General features: G+C 37.7%; 16 protein-coding genes. 11 read left to right on the forward strand and 5 right to left on the reverse strand.

Features of this window, described 5'->3' with window-relative positions:
- Positions 1-22: 22 nt before the first annotated feature.
- The 4 genes from ACY2RS_RS05705 to ACY2RS_RS05720 all read right to left on the reverse strand — a co-directional run bounded on the left by ACY2RS_RS05705 (position 23) and on the right by ACY2RS_RS05720 (position 3,835).
- A complete protein-coding gene (locus tag ACY2RS_RS05705) occupies positions 23-556 on the reverse strand; it encodes an RNA polymerase sigma factor (RefSeq protein WP_490097659.1) in 534 nt (177 codons plus the stop codon).
- Between the two features lie 435 nt (positions 557-991).
- Positions 992-2,008 carry a recombinase RecA gene (gene recA / locus ACY2RS_RS05710; protein WP_490097660.1) on the reverse strand — a complete coding sequence of 339 codons (1,017 nt, stop codon included), beginning with the start codon at positions 2,006-2,008 and terminating at the stop codon, positions 992-994.
- A 236-nt stretch (positions 2,009-2,244) separates the two neighbouring features.
- Positions 2,245-2,952 carry a T9SS type A sorting domain-containing protein gene (locus ACY2RS_RS05715; protein WP_490097661.1) on the reverse strand — a complete coding sequence of 236 codons (708 nt, stop codon included), beginning with the start codon at positions 2,950-2,952 and terminating at the stop codon, positions 2,245-2,247.
- 181 nt (positions 2,953-3,133) lie between these two features.
- Positions 3,134-3,835, reverse strand: coding sequence for a T9SS type A sorting domain-containing protein (locus ACY2RS_RS05720; RefSeq protein ID WP_490097662.1), 702 nt, complete (start codon positions 3,833-3,835; stop codon positions 3,134-3,136).
- Between the two features lie 184 nt (positions 3,836-4,019).
- On the opposite strand from ACY2RS_RS05720, the gene trhO reads away from it, so the two are divergent.
- From trhO to ACY2RS_RS05760, 8 genes are all read left to right on the forward strand, one after another.
- Entirely contained in the window at positions 4,020-5,051 is a 1,032-nt protein-coding gene (gene trhO, locus ACY2RS_RS05725) for an oxygen-dependent tRNA uridine(34) hydroxylase TrhO (RefSeq protein WP_490097663.1), read from the forward strand.
- A gap of 267 nt (positions 5,052-5,318) precedes the next feature.
- Positions 5,319-6,620, forward strand: a complete 1,302-nt coding sequence (locus ACY2RS_RS05730; protein ID WP_490097664.1) for a PSP1 domain-containing protein — start codon at positions 5,319-5,321, stop codon at positions 6,618-6,620.
- Positions 6,620-7,102 (forward strand): gliding motility lipoprotein GldH, encoded by a 483-nt coding sequence (locus ACY2RS_RS05735; RefSeq protein WP_490097665.1) that lies wholly within the window; start codon positions 6,620-6,622, stop codon positions 7,100-7,102. The genes ACY2RS_RS05730 and ACY2RS_RS05735 overlap by 1 nt, the downstream gene beginning before the upstream one ends.
- Before the next feature lie 191 nt (positions 7,103-7,293).
- Positions 7,294-9,606: a penicillin-binding protein 1A gene (locus tag ACY2RS_RS05740; protein WP_490097666.1), complete on the forward strand. Its 2,313-nt coding sequence runs from the start codon at positions 7,294-7,296 to the stop codon at positions 9,604-9,606.
- Between the two features lie 604 nt (positions 9,607-10,210).
- The gene (locus ACY2RS_RS05745; protein ID WP_490097667.1) at positions 10,211-10,909 is read left to right on the forward strand and encodes a CoA transferase subunit A; all 699 of its coding nucleotides are present in this window, start codon (positions 10,211-10,213) and stop codon (positions 10,907-10,909) included.
- A 76-nt stretch (positions 10,910-10,985) separates the two neighbouring features.
- Entirely contained in the window at positions 10,986-11,249 is a 264-nt protein-coding gene (locus tag ACY2RS_RS05750; RefSeq protein ID WP_490097668.1) for a hypothetical protein, read from the forward strand.
- A 72-nt stretch (positions 11,250-11,321) separates the two neighbouring features.
- On the forward strand, positions 11,322-11,975 hold the full coding sequence (locus tag ACY2RS_RS05755; protein ID WP_490097669.1) for a CoA transferase subunit B: 654 nt from the start codon (positions 11,322-11,324) through the stop codon (positions 11,973-11,975).
- On the forward strand, positions 11,975-12,598 hold the full coding sequence (locus ACY2RS_RS05760; protein WP_490097670.1) for a hypothetical protein: 624 nt from the start codon (positions 11,975-11,977) through the stop codon (positions 12,596-12,598). Before ACY2RS_RS05755 ends, ACY2RS_RS05760 begins: the two co-directional genes overlap by 1 nt.
- A gap of 580 nt (positions 12,599-13,178) precedes the next feature.
- Here the strand turns inward: ACY2RS_RS05760 and ACY2RS_RS05765 are convergent.
- Positions 13,179-14,867 carry an ABC transporter ATP-binding protein gene (locus tag ACY2RS_RS05765; RefSeq protein ID WP_490097671.1) on the reverse strand — a complete coding sequence of 563 codons (1,689 nt, stop codon included), beginning with the start codon at positions 14,865-14,867 and terminating at the stop codon, positions 13,179-13,181.
- A gap of 196 nt (positions 14,868-15,063) precedes the next feature.
- Between ACY2RS_RS05765 and ACY2RS_RS05770 the strand changes: the two genes are divergently transcribed.
- The 3 genes from ACY2RS_RS05770 (at position 15,064) to ACY2RS_RS05780 (ending at position 22,063) form a co-directional block, all read left to right on the forward strand.
- Positions 15,064-17,871: a GEVED domain-containing protein gene (locus tag ACY2RS_RS05770; RefSeq protein WP_490097672.1), complete on the forward strand. Its 2,808-nt coding sequence runs from the start codon at positions 15,064-15,066 to the stop codon at positions 17,869-17,871.
- 316 nt (positions 17,872-18,187) lie between these two features.
- Complete coding sequence (locus ACY2RS_RS05775) at positions 18,188-18,361, forward strand: hypothetical protein (protein ID WP_490097673.1); 174 nt, start codon at positions 18,188-18,190, stop codon at positions 18,359-18,361.
- A gap of 108 nt (positions 18,362-18,469) precedes the next feature.
- Positions 18,470-22,063 carry a S8 family serine peptidase gene (locus tag ACY2RS_RS05780; RefSeq protein WP_490097674.1) on the forward strand — a complete coding sequence of 1,198 codons (3,594 nt, stop codon included), beginning with the start codon at positions 18,470-18,472 and terminating at the stop codon, positions 22,061-22,063.
- Positions 22,064-22,067 lie beyond the last annotated feature (4 nt).

Here is a 22,067-nt window from a genome sequence, read left to right on the forward strand (position 1 = left end):
CTATATAGCGAGTTGTGTTATTTTATTGGCGCTCTTTTGTGTACGCGTCGATTTTAGTTTTTAATATCCCTCTTGCTCTTGCTAGGTTAGATTTAGAGGTACCGTCACTAATACCTAACAGTTCTCCAATCTCTTTGTGCGAATAGCCATCCATAACGTACATTGTAAATACCAATCTATAGCGATCTGGTAATTCTTGAATGATACTTAATAAATAATCGAGGGGTAATCCAGTGTCGATGATGTCATCATCTGCAGTGTCCTCAATTTGTGCTTCATCTACGATAGAAAACACTTTTTGCTTTCTATATTTTTGAAGCACTGTATTTACAGTAATTCGCTTTATCCAACCTTCAAAAGAACCTTTGTCTTTAAACTGCTCGGCTTTATTAAAAATGGTAATAAAAGCATCTTGCAAATTATCCTCAGCTTCGGCTTGGTTGGGAGAGTAGCGCAAACAAATAGAAAATAAAACACCACTGTAGCGTTTGTATAGTTCTCCTTGTGCTCTAGCATCCTTCCTTTTACAGCCTTGTATGAGTTCGTCTAAAGTCAAATGTAGATACCTTGGTTAGTTAGCAATTGTTGTAAACAATACGTACAAATTATTGGTAGCTACACCAATTAGATGCTTGGTTTTGAATAGGGTTGCGTTGTGGTTGTTTTTTTAATTTTTATCTATACTAAATGCGTTTCTATAACGTTGCAAAACACATTTTCATATGGCTGTTTATCGTTTTAAATTTGAAATAAGTGAGAGGAGGTACACTTGAATTTAAAACAAGCATGAAAAGATACTAAAAAAGTATGCAGTAGCCCTAAGCAGTTTTTAAAAAGACTGTTTTTAGAAGTATAGCAATAAAAAACTTCGGAAACTTTATAGGGTGTATAAAATTTCCGAAGTACTATAAATATGTTATTTAAACAATCTTCTATCAGCGGCCACATGTTGCTGAAGCTTTAGCGGAGAAGCAAGCGGTCTATTTTCTCTTTAAGCTTCTGCTAATGCTTTAATACAGTCTTTTATTTTAACTTCTAACTCTTCCATCAATTCTGGATTGTCTAGTAATAATGTTTTTACAGCATCTCTACCTTGTCCGAGCTTGGTGTCATCATAACTAAACCATGACCCTGCTTTTTTGATGATTTCAAAGTCTACACCTAGATCGATAATCTCACCTACTTTTGAGATTCCTTTTCCGTACATGATATCAAACTCAACCGTCTTAAAAGGAGGCGCTACTTTATTTTTTACCACTTTCACACGGGTTTTGTTACCCATTACAGCACTATTGGTGTCTTTAATTTGTGTAGAACGACGAATGTCTAAACGTACTGAAGCATAAAACTTCAAGGCATTACCACCTGTTGTTGTTTCTGGATTTCCAAACATTACCCCAATTTTTTCACGCAATTGGTTGATAAAAATCACGGTACAATTGGTTTTAGAAATAGATCCTGTAAGCTTACGAAGTGCTTGTGACATTAAACGCGCATGTAATCCCATTTTGCTATCTCCCATTTCCCCTTCAATTTCACTTTTAGGCGTTAAGGCAGCCACCGAGTCAATAACAATAATATCAATAGCACCCGAACGAATTAGGTTGTCTGCAATTTCTAAGGCTTGTTCTCCATTATCGGGTTGCGAAATGATGAGGTTTTCTACGTCTACTCCTAAGCTTTCTGCATAGTATCTGTCAAAAGCATGTTCTGCATCAATAAAGGCAGCAATACCTCCCTTTTTTTGTGCTTCGGCAATGGCGTGAATGGTTAAGGTTGTTTTACCAGAAGATTCTGGTCCGTATATTTCAATCACCCTTCCTCTAGGATAGCCCCCAACACCTAAGGCAACATCGAGCCCTAGAGATCCTGTTGGAATAGTATCTACTTCTACAATGGCCCTATCACCCATTTTCATGACCGTTCCTTTTCCGTAGGTTTTGTCAAGTTTGTCTAAGGTAAGTTTGAGTGCTTTTAATTTTGCTTCTTTCTCTTTAGTATCTGCCATGATGCGGTTTTTAGGGTATAAAATTTTGGTGTTAAAAATAAGGGTTCAAAAAGAGTAGCAACATTAAATTAGCGGCTGACTTTTCAAAGTTTATGAACAACTTGTTTTTGTAATGAACTTGGACAAAGATACAGTATTTTGGAAATATTCCAAATTTTGGAAGAATTCCTTGCTGCGAATTCATGAAAAAGCACCACTTTTTTGGGTGGTGCTTTGTTTTATATCGTTTAATTCTATTATTCTTTTATAAACTTGAGTGTTTTTTTTTTGCCATTGGCGCTAGTGACATGTATTAAATAGATTCCTGACGTTAGTGATTCAATATTTATTTTTTGTGATGGAGTGTTCATTCTGGTTTCTATTATTTTATTACCAAGTATGGTATACATAGCTAAAGTTGCACTATCAACATTTAGAAGTGATATAGTAAGTATGTTATTAGTAGGATTTGGATGCAAATCAATAGATAATAACTCCTTTTCTGGTATTGTTAGTAATTGATTCGCATATAACGCGTTGTCACCATTTAAATTTGTAAATTCTAAATATCGAATACCATTATTGTTGGTTATTTCATATACAAAAGGGTTAGAAAAGATGCCATTATTGAAAAAATAATTGTAATAAATACCGTCAAAAACTTGGTCGTTCCCACTACTGCTACAATCACCTCCAAGAGCGACTAAGTTTATTATATCAAAACTGGTTTCAGGGTTATTGAAAGAGATTGAACATCCATAATAATCACAATAACCTGTGTCAAATTGATCTGGACTCATGGAAAAAGTAGACTCTTCTACTGTATTTGATTCACGCGGCGGTATTATTCCTACTGTATCAATTGTTAATTTTTGTAAATACCAAGTATCCTCAAAAAGTTGTGGGTCTTGGGCATTGACTCCTAAACTTATAAATAAAAATGAAAGTAAGACTATTTTTTTCATACTATGATGTTTACTATAGGGTTCAATTTTTATGAAAGGCTATTCTTTTTTGGTTTTAAATATAGTAGCTGATACTTAAAGGTAGTTAAATGGTTTAACATTTCCGAAGAAATCCTTGCTGCGAATTCATGAAAAAGCACCACTTTTTGGGTGGTGCTTTGTTTAGTATAGAAACCTAAGACTATTCTTTTATAAGTTTTAACACTTGTTTTTGACCATCATTCGTAATTACGTTTACAAAATACACACCAGATTTGAGTGTTTCAATACTCAATTGACTTGTAGCGGCTGTAGTTGTTTTTTCCAAGATTTTAGTGCCTAGAATATTGTAAATTGTTATGGAGGCATGTTCTATATTTGCTAATGATACCTTTAATACATCGCTTGCTGGGTTTGGGTATATAGAAACAGAAAATAAATCCTGATCTGTTGTATTTAGCAATTGATTAGCGTAAAGCGCTTTATTGCCATTAGTGTTTGTTATTTCTAAAAACTGTATGCCGTTGCTGTTAGTTATCTCATAGGAATATGGATTGAATTGTATAAACTCATGCAAATAATCGTAGTATATACTGTGGAACGTACTATCGTCTGGATCATTACAACCAATACCTAATTCTACTATTGTTATAATGTCGAAACTATTATTTGTTGTATCAAACATTAACTCACAACCTAGGCCATCACAATAACCAGTCATAAAACCAGAGGCTAGCTCATCAAAAACATGTTCTGTTATTTTTGGCATGTTGTTGGGCGGTATTATATCTACTGTATCAATGGTTAATTTTTGTAAATACCAAGTATCCTCAAAAAGTTGTGGGTCTTGGGCATTGACTCCTAAACTCATAAAAAAAAATGAAAGTAAGACTATTTTTTTCATACCATGATGTTTACGAATGGGTTCAATTTTTATGAAAGGCTATTCTTTTTTGGTTTTAAATAAAGTAGCTGACACTTAAAGGTAGTTAAATGGTTTAATATTTCCGAAGAAATCTTACCAAAGCCCATAAAATCTAGTATTTTTGCATCAGAATTTTCTTTTTAACCCTTAACATTCGTATAGCATGCAACTGTACAATACACTAAGCGCAAAAGAGAGAGCTGCCTTATTGGAAGAAGCGGGAGAAGACCGTTTAACGCTTTCTTTTTATCAATATGCCAAGATTGGCAATCCAGAACTTTTTAGAAACCACCTTTTTGTAGCTTGGGATGACCTCGAGGTATTGGGACGTATCTACGTTGCCCATGAAGGGATTAATGCACAACTATCGGTGCCTGCTAAAAAATTCACTGACTTTAAAAGTTTTTTAGATGGGATTTACTTTCTTGAAGATTGTAGACTCAACATTGCTGTAGAACAAGACTTAAAATCGTTTTTAAAACTTAAGGTAAAAGTGCGTCACAAAATTGTGGCCGACGGACTTAATGATGAAACCTTTGATGTGACTAACAAAGGTGTGCATGTAGATGCTTCTAAATTTAATAAGTTAATTGAAGATCCAGATACGGTTTTGGTAGACATGCGTAATCACTATGAAAGTGAGATTGGTCATTTTAAAAATGCCATTACGCCAGATGTAGATACGTTTAGAGACTCTTTAGATATTATTGAAGAAGACTTAAAAGATCACAAAGAGGACAAAAAACTAGTGATGTATTGTACGGGCGGAATTCGTTGTGAAAAAGCCAGCGCCTACTATAAACACAAAGGATTTAAAAATGTATTTCAACTAGAAGGAGGTATTATTGAATACACCCGACAGGTGAAAGATCAAGGTTTAGAAAATAAATTCTTAGGTAAAAATTTTGTGTTTGATCACAGAAGAAGCGAGCGTATTAGCGAAGATGTTATCGCTAATTGTCACCAATGTGGAAATCCGTGTGATACGCATATCAACTGCGCCAATGAAGGATGTCACTTGTTATTCATTCAATGCGACAGCTGTGCCGAAAAAATGGAGCATACGTGTAGTAAAGAATGTCATGACATTATTCAATTGCCTTATGAAGAACAAAAAGCACTTCGCAAAGGGAAACATGCCAGCAACAAAATTTTCAAAAAAGGAAGGTCAGAGAAACTGCAGTTTAAGAAGTAGAGAAGATCCCTCACCCCTTCCCGAAGCTTCGGGACCTCTCCCGCTGAGAGGGGAGTTGTTAGGTTTTCAATTTTAACCCATTTCTTTTGCTTAAATATTAATACCTTTACAGAGTAAACAATAGTGTTTCATTTATTCGAGAGATTTTTGACATTTTACCAAGTAAAAATGTCTGGTTGAGCGCAGTCGAACCCTACCGATGGAATAACGAAGTTTGAAGTATAGCACTGCGCACCTTATAGAATCTCCATTTATATATATAAAAATATGGGCTGTACTAGCTGTGCCTCTGGCGCCGACGGACAACCAAAAGGCTGCAAGAATAATGGCACTTGCGGAACCGATGGTTGCAACAAATTAACGGTGTTTGATTGGCTTTCAAATATGTCGCTTCCTGCAAATATGACTCCTTATACCGGAGTGGAAGTTCGTTTTAAAAATGGACGCAAGCATTTTTATCAAGATAGCGAAAATCTTTCTTTAAGTATTGGTGACACCGTTGCTACACAAGCAGAATCGGGCCACGATATTGGTATGGTGACCCTCACAGGTGAGTTGGTACGCGTGCAAATGAAAAAGAAAAAAGAAAATCCAGACGCTACCAAACTTCCAAAAATATACCGAAAAGCCACCCAAAAAGACATCGATATTTGGCAAAAAGTACGTGATAAAGAAGCCGATGTACAGAAAAAATCGCGCGAGATCGCCATTCGATTGGGGCTAAAAATGAAAATTAGTGATGTAGAGTTTCAAGGCGATGCATCTAAAGTGATTTTTTACTACACTGCAGAAGAACGCGTCGATTTTAGAGAGCTTATCAAAGAATTTGCCCGCACCTTTAATTCTCGTATCGAGATGAAACAAGTTGGGTTTAGACAAGAAGCTGCCCGCCTTGGTGGTATTGGTTCTTGTGGTAGAGAATTATGTTGCTCTACATGGCTTACCGATTTTAGGTCTGTAAATACCTCTGCGGCTCGCTACCAACAATTGTCTTTGAATCCTCAAAAACTGGCAGGTCAGTGTGGAAAATTGAAGTGTTGTTTAAATTATGAGTTAGACACGTATTTAGACGCCTTGTCTAATTTCCCAAAAAGTGATGTAAAACTTAAAACAGACAAAGGGACTGCGGTTTGTCAAAAAACAGATATTTTTAAAGGGCTGTTGTGGTTTGCCTACGAAAAAGAAGCCATGAATTGGCATGAATTAACCCTAGAACGCGTTAATGAAATTATTGCGGTCAATAAAAAAGGAAACACCGTTGCCAATCTTGAAGACTATAAAGTGGAGACCAAGATTGAGGATACCGAATTGTTTAGCAATGTTGTTGGACAAGACAGCCTCACACGATTTGACAAACCAAAAGGTGGCGGACAAAGAAGAAACAAAAAGAGACGTAATAAACGTAAACCGGTTGCAGCTGGAGCAGGTCAAAACAAGCCAAAGCAAGGTGGACAGAGAAACAAAAAGCAATCGGGTCCTAAGAATACAGCGGGTGGCAATAAACCCAACTCAAGAAATAGAAACAAAAACCGTAATAACCGATCCAAACCAAATAATCCAAAAAAGTAATGCATCGCTATTTTTTTGTACTCCTCACAACCCTGCTTTTTGTAGCCTGTGGCGATAGTCCTATTGCTGGAGACACGGCAACCATAAAAGGAGCTCGTTGGCAGGTAAATGAGCCTGTTTCTTTTGAGCTTCCGGTCTTGGATAGCATACAGCCATATAATACATTTATAACGGTACGAAATAACAATGACTACCCGTTTAGCAATCTGTTTTTAATTGTTTCATTACAATATCCGCATGGTAAAACCGTGGTGGATACGCTAGAATATAAAATGGCAAGACCTGACGGAACATGGTTGGGCACTGGTATAGGAAGCATTAAAGAAAGTAAGTTGTATTACAAAGAAACGTTTAATTTTAAAGAAGAGGGAACCTACACACTTCATATTACCCACGCGGTTCGCAATAATGGCGAGGCCCAAGGCGTTAGCAGTCTTGAAGGCATCACAGATGTGGGGTACAGTATCGAAGAAGTGAACTAGGTTTCTCGAAATACAATGGTAGCACCTTTAGGGGAGTAGTACTTCGGAAATGTTAGTGGATCACTAATATTTCAGAAAAACAAACAGATACTAACTGCCTAGAAACGAATACTATTTTTAACACCCAGGGTGTAACGATTTGTTTGATCTTGCAAACGTATTTCAAACAAAACACCAAAAAGTAGCATATTATGGCTCAAAAGAAAACCACCACAAAAAAGAAGACCAAACGAAAGTTTAGTGTCGTGAAACTATTTTGGCTTTTATTAGGTAGCGGCATTGTAACTGTGACCTTACTGTTTTTATTAGCCTCTTTTGGAGTCTTTGGAAGCCTTCCAGATGAAACTAGCCTCGAAAATCCAGAAAAAAACTTAGCAACAGAAATAATCTCTACCGATGGTAAGGTGATTGGTAAATTTTACAAAGAAAACAGAACTCCTGTTCAGTATGAAGAATTACCACAACATCTTGTAAATGCCTTATTAGCAACCGAAGACATTCGTTTTTACGAGCATAGTGGAATCGATATTAGAGGAACCTTGCGTGCTGCTGTTTTTCTTGGAAGCAAAGGTGGAGCGAGTACCATTTCGCAGCAATTAGCCAAGCAATTGTTTACAGACCAAGCATCAAAGAACAAATTTCAACGTGGTATTCAAAAAGTAAAAGAATGGATTATTGCAACCCGTCTAGAGCGTCGTTATACCAAAGACGAAATTATTACCATGTATTTTAATGAGTATGATTTCCTAAATCAAGCCATTGGGATAGAATCGGCAAGTAATATCTACTTTGACAAACCACCTAGAGATTTATCTATTTCAGAATCTGCCATGTTGGTAGGGATGTTTAAAAATTCATCGCTTTACAACCCACTAAGAAACCCTGAAGGAGTAAAAAACAGGAGAAATGTAGTGCTTTCTCAAATGGAGAAATACGATTTTATCACCGAAGAAGTAAAAGATAGTTTGCAAGCACTGCCTTTAGATTTTAAATACACCCCGCAAGGACATGTAGAAGGATTGGCAACCTATTTTAGAGAATACGCTCGTGCTTTTATGGGAGATTGGACCAAGAACAACCCAAAGAGTGATGGGACCAATTTTAATATTTATAGAGATGGGCTTAAAGTGTATACGACCATCGATTCAAGAATGCAGGGATACGCAGAGAATGCGATGCAAAAACACATGGCAAACTTGCAAGAAGAGTTTGATAAGCAAAACAAGAAAAATAAAATTGCACCCTTTAGAGATGTTACTACAGAGGAAATTGAGAAAATTATCAATAACTCTATCCGTAGAAGTGAGCGTTGGAGAGCCATGAGCGAAGAAGGGAAGAGCGAAAAAGAAATCCTAAAAAGCTTTGACGAAAAACGTAAGATGCGCATTTTTTCATGGAAAGGCGATATTGATACGCTCATGACACCAAGAGATTCTATTCGCTATTACAAGAATTACTTACAAGGATCAATGATGTCTATGGACCCTCAAACCGGAGAGGTGAGAGCCTATGTAGGAGGTATAGACTATAAGCATTTCAAGTACGATATGGTAACGACCGGAAAACGACAAATAGGTTCTACCTTTAAGCCTTTTGTATATGCCACCGCAATAGACCAGATGCACATGTCTCCATGTGATACCTTACCTAATACGCCTTATTGCATCCCTGCTGGAAAGCGAGGAAATACCAAAGATTGGTGCCCAAAAAATGCCAGTGGAAAGTATGGCGGAATGTTGTCTTTAACCAATGCCTTGGCAAATTCTGTAAACACTGTTACGGCTAGATTGATAGATCGTGTTGGACCAGAACCAGTGATTACCTTAGCAGATAAAATGGGCATAGACACCAAAGACATTGTTCCAGTGCCATCACTTGCTTTAGGAACACCAGACTTGTCTTTATATGAAATGGTTGGAGCCTACAGTACCTTTGCTAATGAAGGGGTCTATGTAAAACCTACTTTAATTACCAGAATTGAAGACAAAAATGGAACTATTTTATACCAACATACCCCAGAAACCAAAGACGTGATGAGCAGCGAAACGGCTTATGTAACTGTAAACCTGATGCAAGGTGTTACAAAGTCAGGTTCGGGTTCTAGGTTGCGCCATAGAGGTCGTACTAGTGGTGCTTATAAAAAAGCAGTCACAGGATATCCGTATCAATTTGATAACCCGATTGCTGGTAAAACAGGAACCACACAAAATAACAGTGATGGATGGTTTATGGGCATGGTGCCTAATTTGGTCACAGGAGTTTGGGTGGGTGGTGAAGATCGCTCGGTGCACTTTGCTTCAACAGCCTACGGACAAGGTGCTACCATGGCGCTCCCTGTATGGGCTATGTACATGCAAGATTGCTACAAAAACAAAGATTTAGACATCTCAAAAGGTAAATTTAAAAAACCTTCGAAACTTACCATTGAAACCGATTGCGAAAAATGGAAAGAAGAAGGCAAACCCGAAGACATAGAAGAAGTACCAGACGAGTTTGATTTTTAACACTTCAAACATGAAACAGCAAATGCTCCGGAAGAAATTTCGGAGCTTTTTTCTTGTCCCACCGCTAAAGCTGAAGGCGACGGGAGGTCGGAAATAGTAGTAGATCGTTATAAGGCTTTGAAATCTAAGATGAAATAATTCTCCCCTTGAGGATTATTGAAGTAAAATATATTTTACTGAAAATACCGAGCGTAGCTCAAGAGGGGTGTTTAGCTATATTTTAAATCAACCCTCCCAAACCACCCCCTCTCAGCGGGCGATTTCCTATAATGTGGCAATAACAAATGTATCGTCGTGAATTTTCCTTTTCCCCGCCCTAAAGGGTGAGAAAATTCACTGAATTAAGAAAAAACCACTCTTTAGTCCCAAAAATTAGGGAGGAGAATAGTTTTTGCTAAGATTATTGCCACTAACTGATAATTCCCCCTTTGAAGGGGGCTAGGGGGATGTTTTTCGAAATCGATCCCGATAGCTATCGGGACGAACTTGAAGATGAAAAAGAGAGGATAAACACTTAAACTCCTCAACATATCGACTAAAAAAATTCCAACCTCTAAGCCCCCACTCCCTACTTTTCCCTATTTTTATAGAAAAATAAAAACAAATGATTAACAAAACAGTTGCAAACGTTCAAGAGGCTTGTAAAGGAGTGGCAGATGGTATGACCTTTATGTTAGGAGGTTTTGGCCTGTGTGGCATTCCAGAAAATGCGATTGCAGAACTCGTGCGTCTTGATGTAAAGAATGTGACCTGTATTTCTAATAACGCTGGGGTAGATGATTTTGGATTGGGTTTATTATTGCAAAAGCGTCAAATCAAGAAAATGATTTCTTCGTATGTAGGAGAAAATGCAGAGTTTGAACGCCAGATGTTAAGTGGAGAATTAGAAGTAGAGCTCATACCACAAGGAACCCTAGCACAAAGATGCTTGGCGGCACAAAGTGGAGTTCCTGCTTTTTTTACGCCTGCAGGCTATGGTACCGAAGTAGGAGAAGGCAAAGAATCTAGAGAATTTAATGGTAAGATGCATTTGCTAGAACATGCCTTTGATGCCGATTTTTCTTTTGTAAAAGCTTGGAAGGGCGATACTGCAGGAAACCTAATTTTTAAAGGAACTGCAAGAAATTTCAACCCAAACATGTGCGGCGCAGGAAAAATCACTGTGGCTGAGGTAGAAGAACTAGTACCTGCCGGGGAGTTAGATCCAAATGAGATTCATATTCCTGGTATTTTTGTACAACGCATTTTCCAAGGTGAGAAATACGAAAAGCGCATTGAACAAAGAACGGTGAGACAGAAATGATATGAAGCTTACATTTAATTGAGGAAGCTGTAAAGAGACAAATAATTTTAAACCAAAGTTTACAGATAGGGGCCTTTTGCAAGAAGCAATGGGTGATGAGGTAAAGGTAAATTGTATGAAATGTGGTAAAATTGAAAACAAACACGTTAATAAAATTAAAGCTGTTGTAGACATGAAAATGATCTACTTAGCAATAATAGCAAGTGCCTTGTTAACTTCATTTTTACTTTTTTATGTAGGTTTAATAGCAACAGTAACGTTTACTTTACCAATGTTCGCTTGGTTATATGAATATAAATCTGCTAACCTATTTAACAAATATAGGATAAGAAGAAGATAGATTTTTGTAAGGTCGAATGTAGTCTAGACCTAAATTTGACTGTTAATTTTTTAAATTGTCACATCAGAAAGTATGTTAGATAAAAAACAAATAGCACAACGCATTGCCCAAGAGGTGCAAGACGGATATTATGTAAACCTTGGTATCGGGATTCCGACTTTGGTAGCCAATTTTGTGCGAGACGATATAGAAGTTGAATTCCAGAGTGAGAATGGTATTTTGGGTATGGGGCCTTTCCCTTTTGAAGGCGAAGAAGATGCCGATCTTATCAATGCCGGAAAGCAAACCATTACCGCCCTTAAAGGAGCCTCGTATTTCGACAGCGCTACGAGTTTTTCTATGATTCGTGGGCAACATGTAGATCTTACTATTTTAGGCGCCATGGAGGTAGCTCAAAATGGAGATATCGCCAATTGGAAAATTCCAGGTAAGATGGTAAAAGGAATGGGCGGCGCAATGGACTTAGTGGCTAGTGCAGACAATATCATTGTAGCGATGATGCATACTAACAGAGCTGGACAGTCTAAATTATTAAAACAATGTAGCTTGCCTTTAACGGGTGTGAATTGCGTAAAGAAGATTGTCAGTAACCTCGCCGTTTTAGAAATTGTAAACGGGAAGTTTAAATTACTGGAAAGAGCTCCGGGTGTTAGCATTTCAGAAATACAAGAAGCTACCGAAGGTGATCTTATTATTGAAGGAGATATTCCAGAAATGATCTTCTAATGCGCATAAGGTCTCTTAAAAATACCTATACCGAATACCACTATGTCCCCGATAGGGATTACACTACTATTGACGATCGATTTCTAAGAAACACACTCATAGCCATCGATTATTTATACAAAACAAGTGCGCTTACAATAACCTATGAAGATGATGGTGTTACCAAACGTGTCGATATTATCGATGTTTTGGTAGCCGATACCGCGAATAATATAACCATCATTCATGGAAATAGAAACGCGTATAGTCCGAGCGCTAATACCGTGATGTTTCAAGATACCCATGGGGCTGTATTTAGAAAGAATCATAAAAAGCGCTGGTTTCGAAGAAATAAAGGCACCAATTCGGCAGTAGCCTTGTTTTCTCATGAGCTTATACACTGCTATAACGAATTGTATGAAACCGATGATTACCTAGATCGAAAAAGAGATCACTCGCATCGCGGACAAAAAATTGATTATGATGGGAGAGATCTTTCTTTCCCCAATGCAGAAGAAGCCTTTGTTATTAAAATGACCAACCAAGTTGCAAAACGCCTAGGAGAAGATAAACGCTCTAACTATGGTCGTAACTACTACGCAACACAACACGTACTTTCTACCAAACCTCTAAAAAAGGGATAATTTCTATTATTTAACAGTGTTGAATTTTCTCACGCCGAAATATTCAGTAAAAACAGCATTTAATCGATTAAATACACATAAAGCAGGTCGTAAAATGTTAAAATTTTGTGTATTTCATCGAAAATAAATGTTTTTAATCGTTTAATTCTTTTTCTCTTATGTATGTTTACAATCCCAAAGAAAATGAATAACCTACTATGCAAAAGGTATTACAGAGTACAAAAGAAACCGTTACGTTAGTAAAGAACGTTTTCTTCATTGCAAAGAAAGTTTTTTTATTGAATTGAGTTAAAAAAGATAATTACCCCCGAATCTGACTACGATACAGATAAGGTACAGCCCGTTCATTGTGAGGTTTGAACGGGCTTTTTTATTCCTGCGCAGGCAGGAATCTCACAACAAGCTCACGTCCAAAAAGGATACCTCATGTACAGAAGAAAAAATATAGATGCTTAACGGCTCTAAAAGACAATTTATAGAGGAATCTCACAAACAAGCTCATGATAGCATCTCAGAAATTACAAATAGAATACTTCTTGAACTTTGCCTCTCTGCTTCTTTGCAACTTTGTAGCTTTTAGTTATATCCCCTTAGGAATCGCATCAATAAGTCTTTTGGTGTATTCTTTTACTGGGTTGGCATAAATTTCGTCTGCATCTCCTAATTCTTCAATAGCTCCGGCGTTCATGACTAACAATTGGTCTGCCATGTATTTTACCACAGCAAGATCGTGAGAAATAAAGATGTAGGTAAATTCGAAATCGTCTTTGAGCTCATTTAATAAGTTGAGCACTTGTGCTTGCACCGAAATATCTAGTGCCGATACACTTTCATCACAAATTACCAGTTTGGGCTCCATAGCAATGGTTCGAGCAATTCCGATGCGTTGTCGTTGCCCACCAGAAAGTTCATGCGGATATCGATGAAAATAGCTAGCATCAAGGCCAACACGCTCTAGCAATGAAATTGCCTTGTCCTTTCTTTCTTTTTTTGAATTTCCAATATTGTGCACCTCCATAGGTTCTACGAGGGCTTCACCAATAATTTTTCGTGGGTGCAGCGAAGAATAAGGATCTTGAAAAATAAGTTGGATTTCTTTTCGGAGCACTCTAAGCTCCTTACGTTGAAGACAAGTAATGTCTTTTCCTCGATATAGAATGGTTCCTTTGGTAGCCTTTTCTAGTTGGAGAATTACTTTTCCAAGGGTAGATTTTCCACAACCAGATTCGCCTACCAACCCTAGTGTTTCTCCTTCAAAGACTTCAAAACTCACATTGTTTACGGCTTTTACCTCTTGTTTTTTCCCAAACAGCCCCATCTTGGAGATATATGATTTTTCCACATTTTGAACTTGAAGCAAAGGTGTCTTGGTATATATTTTTTGGTGGTTTTGCGCTCGTTCTTGTGAAGTGATGATTTCTTTAGTAAAACTTTCATCGGCAATGGATGCAATGGTAGGTAGGGTTTTGTAGCGAATCCCTAATGTGGGTCTGGAAGCGAGTAAGGCTTTAGTGTAGTGCTCTTTTGGGTTTTTAAAGATGTCTGTCACCGATCCTTCTTCTACAATATTGCCTTGGTACATTACCAAAACTCTGTCTGCAATTTCAGATACCAAGCCTAGGTCATGAGAGATAAATAACATACTCATTCCTGTTTCTTTTTGGAGGTTCTTGAGTAGTTCTAAAATCTCTTTTTGCACCGTAACATCAAGTGCAGTAGTAGGTTCGTCGGCAATTAAAATTTTTGGCTTACAAGCAATGGCCATAGCAATCATGACACGTTGCATTTGTCCGCCGCTTATTTGGTGCGGATAGCTTGTAAAAATTTCATGAGGTCTCGGGAGTTTTACTTTTTCAAAAAGTTGAATGACTTCTTTTTTTACTTCGGAAATTTTAAAAGCATGGTGAACCGTTAAAATTTCAGCAACCTGAAAACCACAGGTTAGAGAAGGGTTTAAAGCACTCATAGGTTCTTGAAAAATCATGGCGATCTCATTTCCTCTAACGCTAGAAAGTTCTTTAGGTCTTAGAGAAAGTAATGATTTGTCTTCAAATGTAATGCTGCCATCAATATGGGTATTTTTTTTAGGAAGTAAGCCCATAATAGCTTTTGAGGTAACAGATTTGCCACTACCAGATTCTCCTACAATGCCTAGAATTTCATTTTCATATAGTGAAAAATCAATGCCATGAATTACGGGTTTGGCAACATTCTTTTTTCCAAAAGAAATGGTGAAATCTGATATGTCAAGTATTTTTTTCGAGGCCATTTTATTCAAAGGTACTTAAATACCTTGCAAAATCAACAATCACAACACATTAGCCTCACGGTCAGTTATTTGTAGGAAAAATAATGTTAATTTTTCTTAATTTTTAACGATTTTCTGTTGATTTATTGCATTTAATTTTGTTAATTGCTCAGGATTTTAACAAAAACTTTAGTACTAACTCAAAAATCTCCTTTAAATGAAAAGAATTTTTACCCTACTAGCCCTAGTTTTTATGGGGTCTGTAACCATGCAAGCTCAAGAAAGATCTTGTGCTGTTATGGATGACCTAGAACGAAACCTACAATTAGATCCTACCTTGGAACTACGTATGCAGCAAATTGAAAACAATACGCAATTAATGGTTGCTGCTATTGAACAAAATAGATCTGTTAATGGTGACATTATTACAATCCCTGTTGTAGTTAACGTAATTCACAACAATGACGCTTCTAATATTAGTCTTGCACAAATACAGTCGCAATTAGATGTATTAAATGAAGATTTTAGAAGAACCAATGCAGATGCAGACAATGTTTGGTCTCAAGCTGCTGATTCCCAAATAGAGTTTTGTTTGGCAACCATTGATCCAAATGGAAACGCTACAACAGGAATTAGAAGAAGAGCCTCTACCCAAGTACAATGGGTACAAAGTACTAATAACATGAAGAAAGATGCTCAAGGCGGAATTAGTCCTTGGGATACTTCTGAGTATTTAAACATGTGGACAGTACCTCAACTAATTAGAAGTAATGGACAAGGCCTTTTAGGTTTTGCACAGTTTCCTGGTGGACCAGCAGATACAGATGGTGTTGTAATGGGTCATAACTATTTTGGTAGAGTAGGTGCAGTATCTGCTCCTTTCGATTTAGGAAGAACAACGACGCATGAAGTAGGTCACTACTTAAACTTACGTCATATTTGGGGAGATGGTCCATGTGGTGCCGATGATTTTGTAAGTGATACTCCAGAGTCTGATGCTTCAAACGGTGGATGTAACATTGGTCATGTTTCTTGTGGATCTGTAGACATGGTACAAAACTATATGGATTACAGTGATGATTCTTGTATGAATTTATTTTCACAAGGTCAGGTAGACAGAATGCGCGCACAACTATTACCAGGAGGTTCAAGAAGAGTACTTGCTTTATCTAGTAAGTGTGGCGCTGTTCCAACACCAACCTGTAACGATGGTGTTCAGAATGGAGACGAAACAGGTGTAGACTGTGGTGGATCATCATGTGCGCCTTGTCAGACAGCTTGTGCATCAACCATTAGCAATTTCCCTTACGGAGAGAGTTTCGAATCTAACTTAGGTGCTTGGACAAACAACACAGATGACGACATCAATTGGGAGCGTAGAACAGGAACTACTCCATCTGGAAACACAGGACCATCTAGTGGTGCTGCTGGATCTGCATATGTTTATGTAGAAGCTTCTGGAAATGGAACAGGGTATCCTAACAAGCAAGCAATTTTAAGCTCACCTTGTTTTGATTTAAGTGCAGCAACCGTTGCAACTTTTGATTTTAGCTACCACATGTTTGGAGCTGCAGATATGGGAACAATCCTTGTTGAAGCTAGTTCTGATGGAGCTAACTGGACTACAGTATTCTCACAAACAGGAAATCAAGGTGATATTTGGAATGATGAAAGCATTAATTTAGCCTCTTATGCTGGTGGAAACTTACAGTTACGTTTTAACAGAACAACGGGTTCAACGTGGCAAGCAGATATTGCATTAGATAATATTAGTCTTTCAACTTCTACCGGTGGTGGCGGTGGTACTTCTTGTACAAGTGCCGTTACAGCACCTTACGCACAAAGTTTTGAAAGTGCTTTAGGAGATTGGACAAATGCAACTTCAGGAGATGATATAGACTGGGAGCGTAGAACAGGATCTACTCCATCTGGTAGTACAGGTCCTTCTAGTGCTGTAGCAGGAAGTGGATATATTTATGTAGAAGCTTCTGGAAACGGTACTGGGTATCCAAACAAACGTGCCATTATCAATTCACCATGTTTTGATCTAAACGGTGAAACTTCTGCATCTATGACATTTAACTATCATATGTATGGTGCTGCCGATATGGGGTCTATTGCTCTTGAAGCAAGTACAGATGGATCTTCATGGGCAACAGTTTGGAGTGAAACAGGTAATCAAGGAAATAGCTGGCTTGAAGCTACTGTAGACTTAAGTACCTATGCCGGTGGTGATATGAGACTTCGTTTTAACAGACTTACCGGTTCAACGTGGCAAGCAGATATTGCAATTGACAATATTACTATTTCTGCTTCAACAGGTGGAGGAGACCCAACACCTCCAACAGGATACTGTGGTTCTAATGGAAATAACACAAATGATGAGTTCATTCAGCGTGTTCAAATAGGAAGCATTAACAATGCTACAGGTGCTTCTTCTGGAGGATATGGAGACTTTACTAACTTATCTACTAACCTAGGAGCTAGTAATACCATTACTATTACACCAGAGTGGACAGGAACCTTATACAATGAGGGGTATGCAGTATTTGTAGATTGGAACAGAGATGGAGACTTTGGTGATGCAGGTGAAACTGTGTTTACAAGAAATCCTACACAAGCAACACCAGTATCGGGTACATTCTCTGTACCTTCTGGAGCTTCTGCTGGACCAACACGTATGCGTGTATCTATGAAGTACAATGGTGTGCCAACTGCTTGTGAGTCATTCCAATATGGTGAAGTAGAAGATTATACCGTAGTCATTGGAAGTGGAGCAAGAGAAGGTATTTCAGTATCTGAAAATGCACTGTCTATTTATCCAAACCCAGTAAGCGGAAACGTACTAAATGTAGATATGTTAAGTGCTGGAACTTCATATAAAGTATACACAATTACAGGACAAGTTGTAGCTCAAGGAGCGTATACAAATACAGTAGATGTTGCTTCATTGCAAGCAGGAATGTACTTAATTGAGGTGGCTACAGAAACTGAAACTTTTGTAAAACGTTTCATTAAAGAATAAGTAGCGCTTTTATTTCTTCGGAAATATTAGATATCAAAATTAAAGCCCGATTCATTAAGAATCGGGCTTTTTTATATACATAACTGTCGATCAATATGTTGCTGGTTTATTGGTATAAGATGAGCTGTGAAAAGTTACGTATTCAAATGGAGTTTTTACACTTAAAAATAACAACGGAATCCCGCTGTACGAAAAAGATTGTTAATAAAAACATAAAATAGCGTCAAAAACAGAATAGAATATTCGTAATTTTTTTGTTAATTCGCTATCATAAAATTAAAAATAATCACTAATCGCAATAAAAAACATAGTAATTATGAAAAAAACTAATAAATCATTAGTTTTTTGGTTGTTCTCTAAATCTATTTCTAAACCACAATACAGTAGAGATGAAAAAAGAAATGTGAAGCAACCACCGCTTCTAAATACCATATCCAGCACTATAGTATCATTTTATAGTGGAAATATTCATACAGTAAACCTGTCATGAAAAGCAATGTGTAAAAACACTGTTCTTCATGACATTTTTTTTGAAAATCATATTGGTTTTCATCGGTTTAAATAAACCAACATTAATTAACCTCTAACAAAAAGTAAAATGAAACAAAACACTACTCAATTTTATGTAACATTACTTTCGGCGCTATTTCTTATCGTAGGATCGCTGTCTGCTCAAAATCAAGCAGAGCGCCAAGTCATTAGGAGTAATTCTAATATTTCAGCATTAAACACACTAGCAGAAACATTTAGTGAGCGCTATCAAATCGAAAAACAGGAAGCAGTGCAGCTAGCACTTTCTCAAAACATTCCTGTTCGATTCACTTTAGATGATGGAGGTGTTGCAGAATTACAACGCTTTGCCGACGATGGCAGTCCAATTTATTACAGAACTTTTAATGTAGCTGCTGCAAGATCTACAAGAACAAATCATCTTAATATAGGAGGAAGCTTAGGCTTAGACCTCGATGGTCAAGATATGACTGCCAATGTATGGGATGGTGGTCACGCTCGTGTATCACATCAAGAATACGATGGTGCTGGTGGTAGTAATAGAGTTACTATTATTGATGCTGCTTCAGAGGGAGGTACACAACTTAACTTTCACGCCGCTCACGTAACAGGAACCATCACAGCCTCTGGTGTAACTGCAGCTGCAAAAGGAATGGCTCCTCGTTCTAAAGTACGCGGTGCTATGTGGAACAATGATGTTTCTGAAGCAACTACAGAAGCAGCAAATGGAATGCTAGTTTCAAATCACAGTTATGGATATAGAAGTGATTTAGTTCCAGATCAATATTTTGGGGCTTACATTCAAGATTCAAGAGATTGGGATAATGTAATGTACAATGCTCCGTATTATTTAATGGTGGTTGCTGCCGGGAATGATGGGAATCAAAATTCGTATAATGGAAATCCATTAGCGGGAAACTCTTCATATGATAAATTGACTGGACATGCTACTTCAAAAAATAATTTAGTGGTTGCCAATGCACAAGATGCTAATGTTGCTAACAATGGTGATTTAATAAGTGTTTCTATTAACAGCTCTAGTAGTGAAGGACCAACAGACGATTACCGTATCAAACCTGATATTACAGGAAATGGAACAGGCGTGTATTCAACTTACCACAATAGCAACACAGCTTACAATAGTATCACAGGAACGTCTATGGCATCTCCAAATGTTTCCGGTTCCTTGTTGTTATTACAAGAACACTATAACAATTTAAATGGAAACTTTATGCGTTCTGCTACCTTAAAGGGAATTGCCTTACATACAGCAGACGACGCAGGGCCTAACGGACCAGATGCAGTATATGGTTGGGGTTTATTAAATGCAAAACGTGCAGCTGAGGCAATATCGAATAATGGAGGAGCTTCTAAGATAGAAGAGGTGGTGCTAAGTTCTGGACAAACCTACAGCGTTCAAGTAACTTCTGATGGAGTGAATGATTTACTAGCTTCTATTTCTTGGACCGATGTTGCAGGAGCTGTTAACAATGGCACAAACTCTTCAACACCTTCTTTAGTGAACGATTTAGATGTCCGTGTTACAAAAAGTGGTGCGAGTTATAGCCCATGGAGATTGACGGGTGTCACTACCAACGGAAAAGGCGATAATACAAAAGATAATTATGAGCGTGTTGATGTTGCCAATGCCTCAGGAACGTATACAGTAACTGTAACCCATAAAGGATCTTTAAGCAGCGGAAGTCAGGCATTTAGTTTAGTGGTAACCGGTTTAGGTTCTTCTGTAGCAGATACAGAAGCTCCATCTACACCAACTTCTTTAGCAGCTTCTGGAGTTACGAGTAGTTCGGTAGTGCTTAACTGGAATGTAGCAACAGATAATGTTGGCGTAACAGGGTATGATGTCTATCAAGGAAGTACTGTTGTTGCCACTGTTAGTGGAACCAATCATACGGTAACAGGATTATCGGCTTCAACTGCATACTCGTTTAGAGTAAGAGCAAAAGATGCAGCAGGGAACGTTTCTGGATATAGTAATACAGTAAATGTAACTACTGCCGTACAAGGAATTACTTATTGTGATTCTGCAAGTAGTAACACCAATGACGAATACATTTCTAGAGTACAATTAAACACCATTAATAACCCTAGTGGCGCTCAGTTTTATTCAGATTTTACTAGTATTTCTACAACACTTGAACAAGGTACAGGGTATACAATAACAGTAACACCTACTTGGACAGGAACGGTATATGCCGAAGGATATGCGGTTTGGATAGATTATAATAAAGATGGAGACTTTTTAGATGGAGGAGAATTGGTTTGGTCTAAAGCTGCTTCTACCGACACGCCAAATAGCGGAACATTTACAGTACCATCTGGAACTACAATAGGAGCCACTAGAATGCGTGTTTCTATGAAATATAATGGCATTCCAACATCTTGTGAGACTTTTACGTATGGAGAAGTTGAAGATTATACAGTGAATTTAACAGCTGCTTCTGCAGACACACAAGCACCTACGAATCCAACCAATTTAACGGCTTCAAATATTGGAGATACTACCGTTACTTTAAATTGGACAGCTTCAAATGATAATGTTGCAGTTACTGGGTATGATGTATACCAGGGAACAACAGTTCTAGGAACTGTAACAGGAACCTCAGCAAACGTTACTGGTTTAACCGAAGCAACCACCTATTCTTTTAGAGTTCGTGCAAAAGATGCAGCAGGGAATGTTTCTGGATACAGTAATACAAGAACCATTACTACCACAGGAGGTGCCACAGGAGGATGTACAGGAGGTATTTCGGCCTTACCTTATGGTGAAAGCTTTGAGAGCGGATTAGGTGCATGGTCTAACACAAGCTCTGGAGATGATATTGACTGGACAAGTGACTCAGCAGGTACTCCTTCAAGTAATACAGGTCCTAGTGGTGCAGTTAATGGAACATGGTATATGTATGTAGAAGCTTCTGGAAACAACGTAGGATATCCAAATAAGAGAGCCATTCTAAATTCTCCATGTTTTGATTTAAGTGGAGAAACACAAGCTTATGCTATCTTTAATTATCACATGTATGGAGCTGCAGATATGGGTAGTATTACTCTACAAGCAAGTGCTGATAATGGGGCAACTTGGAATACCATTTGGACCAAAACTGGAAACCAAGGAAACAGCTGGGAAGAAGAAAATGTAGATCTTTCTGCGTATGCTGGAGCAAGTGTTCAGTTACGTTTAAATAGACTTACGGGTAGTACTTGGCAAGCAGATATTGCTGTAGATAATTTTAGAGTTACAACCTCAGTCAACTTAGACCCTTGCGCAGGTGTTGCTCCTTGGAATAGCGGAACAACATATGTGCCTGGTGATAGAGTAACTTATAATGGAAATTTATTTGAACGTACAGCAACAGGCTGGACAAATTTAGGTCCGTGTGGTACACAAAGCAACAGCACGCAATCTGATACTTTAGGAAATGATAGTCCTCCGTTACAAAATGCTTTTACGATCTATCCTAACCCAGCAGAAACTGCATTAAACATTGGTCTTACAGGTGTTAATGCTACAGGATATACTGTATTTGCAATTACAGGACAAGTAGTTTTAGAAGGAAATTTCAGCGCAACTATTGATGTTTCAATGTTACCCAGTGGTGTCTATATTTTACAAGTGAATGCTGGTGAACAATTGTTTACAGAACGTTTTGTAAAAGAATAAGAAT

It is taken from the genome of Patiriisocius sp. 208BN25-11 (assembly GCF_058147145.1).

What these genes read in the sequence shown, in the direction of transcription:
- ACY2RS_RS05760 (WP_490097670.1), top strand. Translation starts at nt 11,975, where the DNA reads ATGCGCATAAGGTCTCTTAAAAATACCTATACCGAATACCACTATGTC.
- trhO (WP_490097663.1), top strand. Translation starts at nt 4,020, where the DNA reads ATGCAACTGTACAATACACTAAGCGCAAAAGAGAGAGCTGCCTTATTG.
- ACY2RS_RS05745 (WP_490097667.1), top strand. Translation starts at nt 10,211, where the DNA reads ATGATTAACAAAACAGTTGCAAACGTTCAAGAGGCTTGTAAAGGAGTG.
- ACY2RS_RS05770 (WP_490097672.1), top strand. Translation starts at nt 15,064, where the DNA reads ATGAAAAGAATTTTTACCCTACTAGCCCTAGTTTTTATGGGGTCTGTA.
- ACY2RS_RS05780 (WP_490097674.1), top strand. Translation starts at nt 18,470, where the DNA reads ATGAAACAAAACACTACTCAATTTTATGTAACATTACTTTCGGCGCTA.
- ACY2RS_RS05775 (WP_490097673.1), top strand. Translation starts at nt 18,188, where the DNA reads ATGAAAAAAACTAATAAATCATTAGTTTTTTGGTTGTTCTCTAAATCT.
- ACY2RS_RS05715 (WP_490097661.1), bottom strand. Translation starts at nt 2,952, where the DNA reads ATGAAAAAAATAGTCTTACTTTCATTTTTATTTATAAGTTTAGGAGTC.
- ACY2RS_RS05765 (WP_490097671.1), bottom strand. Translation starts at nt 14,867, where the DNA reads ATGGCCTCGAAAAAAATACTTGACATATCAGATTTCACCATTTCTTTT.
- recA (WP_490097660.1), bottom strand. Translation starts at nt 2,008, where the DNA reads ATGGCAGATACTAAAGAGAAAGAAGCAAAATTAAAAGCACTCAAACTT.
- ACY2RS_RS05735 (WP_490097665.1), top strand. Translation starts at nt 6,620, where the DNA reads ATGCATCGCTATTTTTTTGTACTCCTCACAACCCTGCTTTTTGTAGCC.
- ACY2RS_RS05720 (WP_490097662.1), bottom strand. Translation starts at nt 3,835, where the DNA reads ATGAAAAAAATAGTCTTACTTTCATTTTTTTTTATGAGTTTAGGAGTC.
- ACY2RS_RS05755 (WP_490097669.1), top strand. Translation starts at nt 11,322, where the DNA reads ATGTTAGATAAAAAACAAATAGCACAACGCATTGCCCAAGAGGTGCAA.
- ACY2RS_RS05730 (WP_490097664.1), top strand. Translation starts at nt 5,319, where the DNA reads ATGGGCTGTACTAGCTGTGCCTCTGGCGCCGACGGACAACCAAAAGGC.
- ACY2RS_RS05740 (WP_490097666.1), top strand. Translation starts at nt 7,294, where the DNA reads ATGGCTCAAAAGAAAACCACCACAAAAAAGAAGACCAAACGAAAGTTT.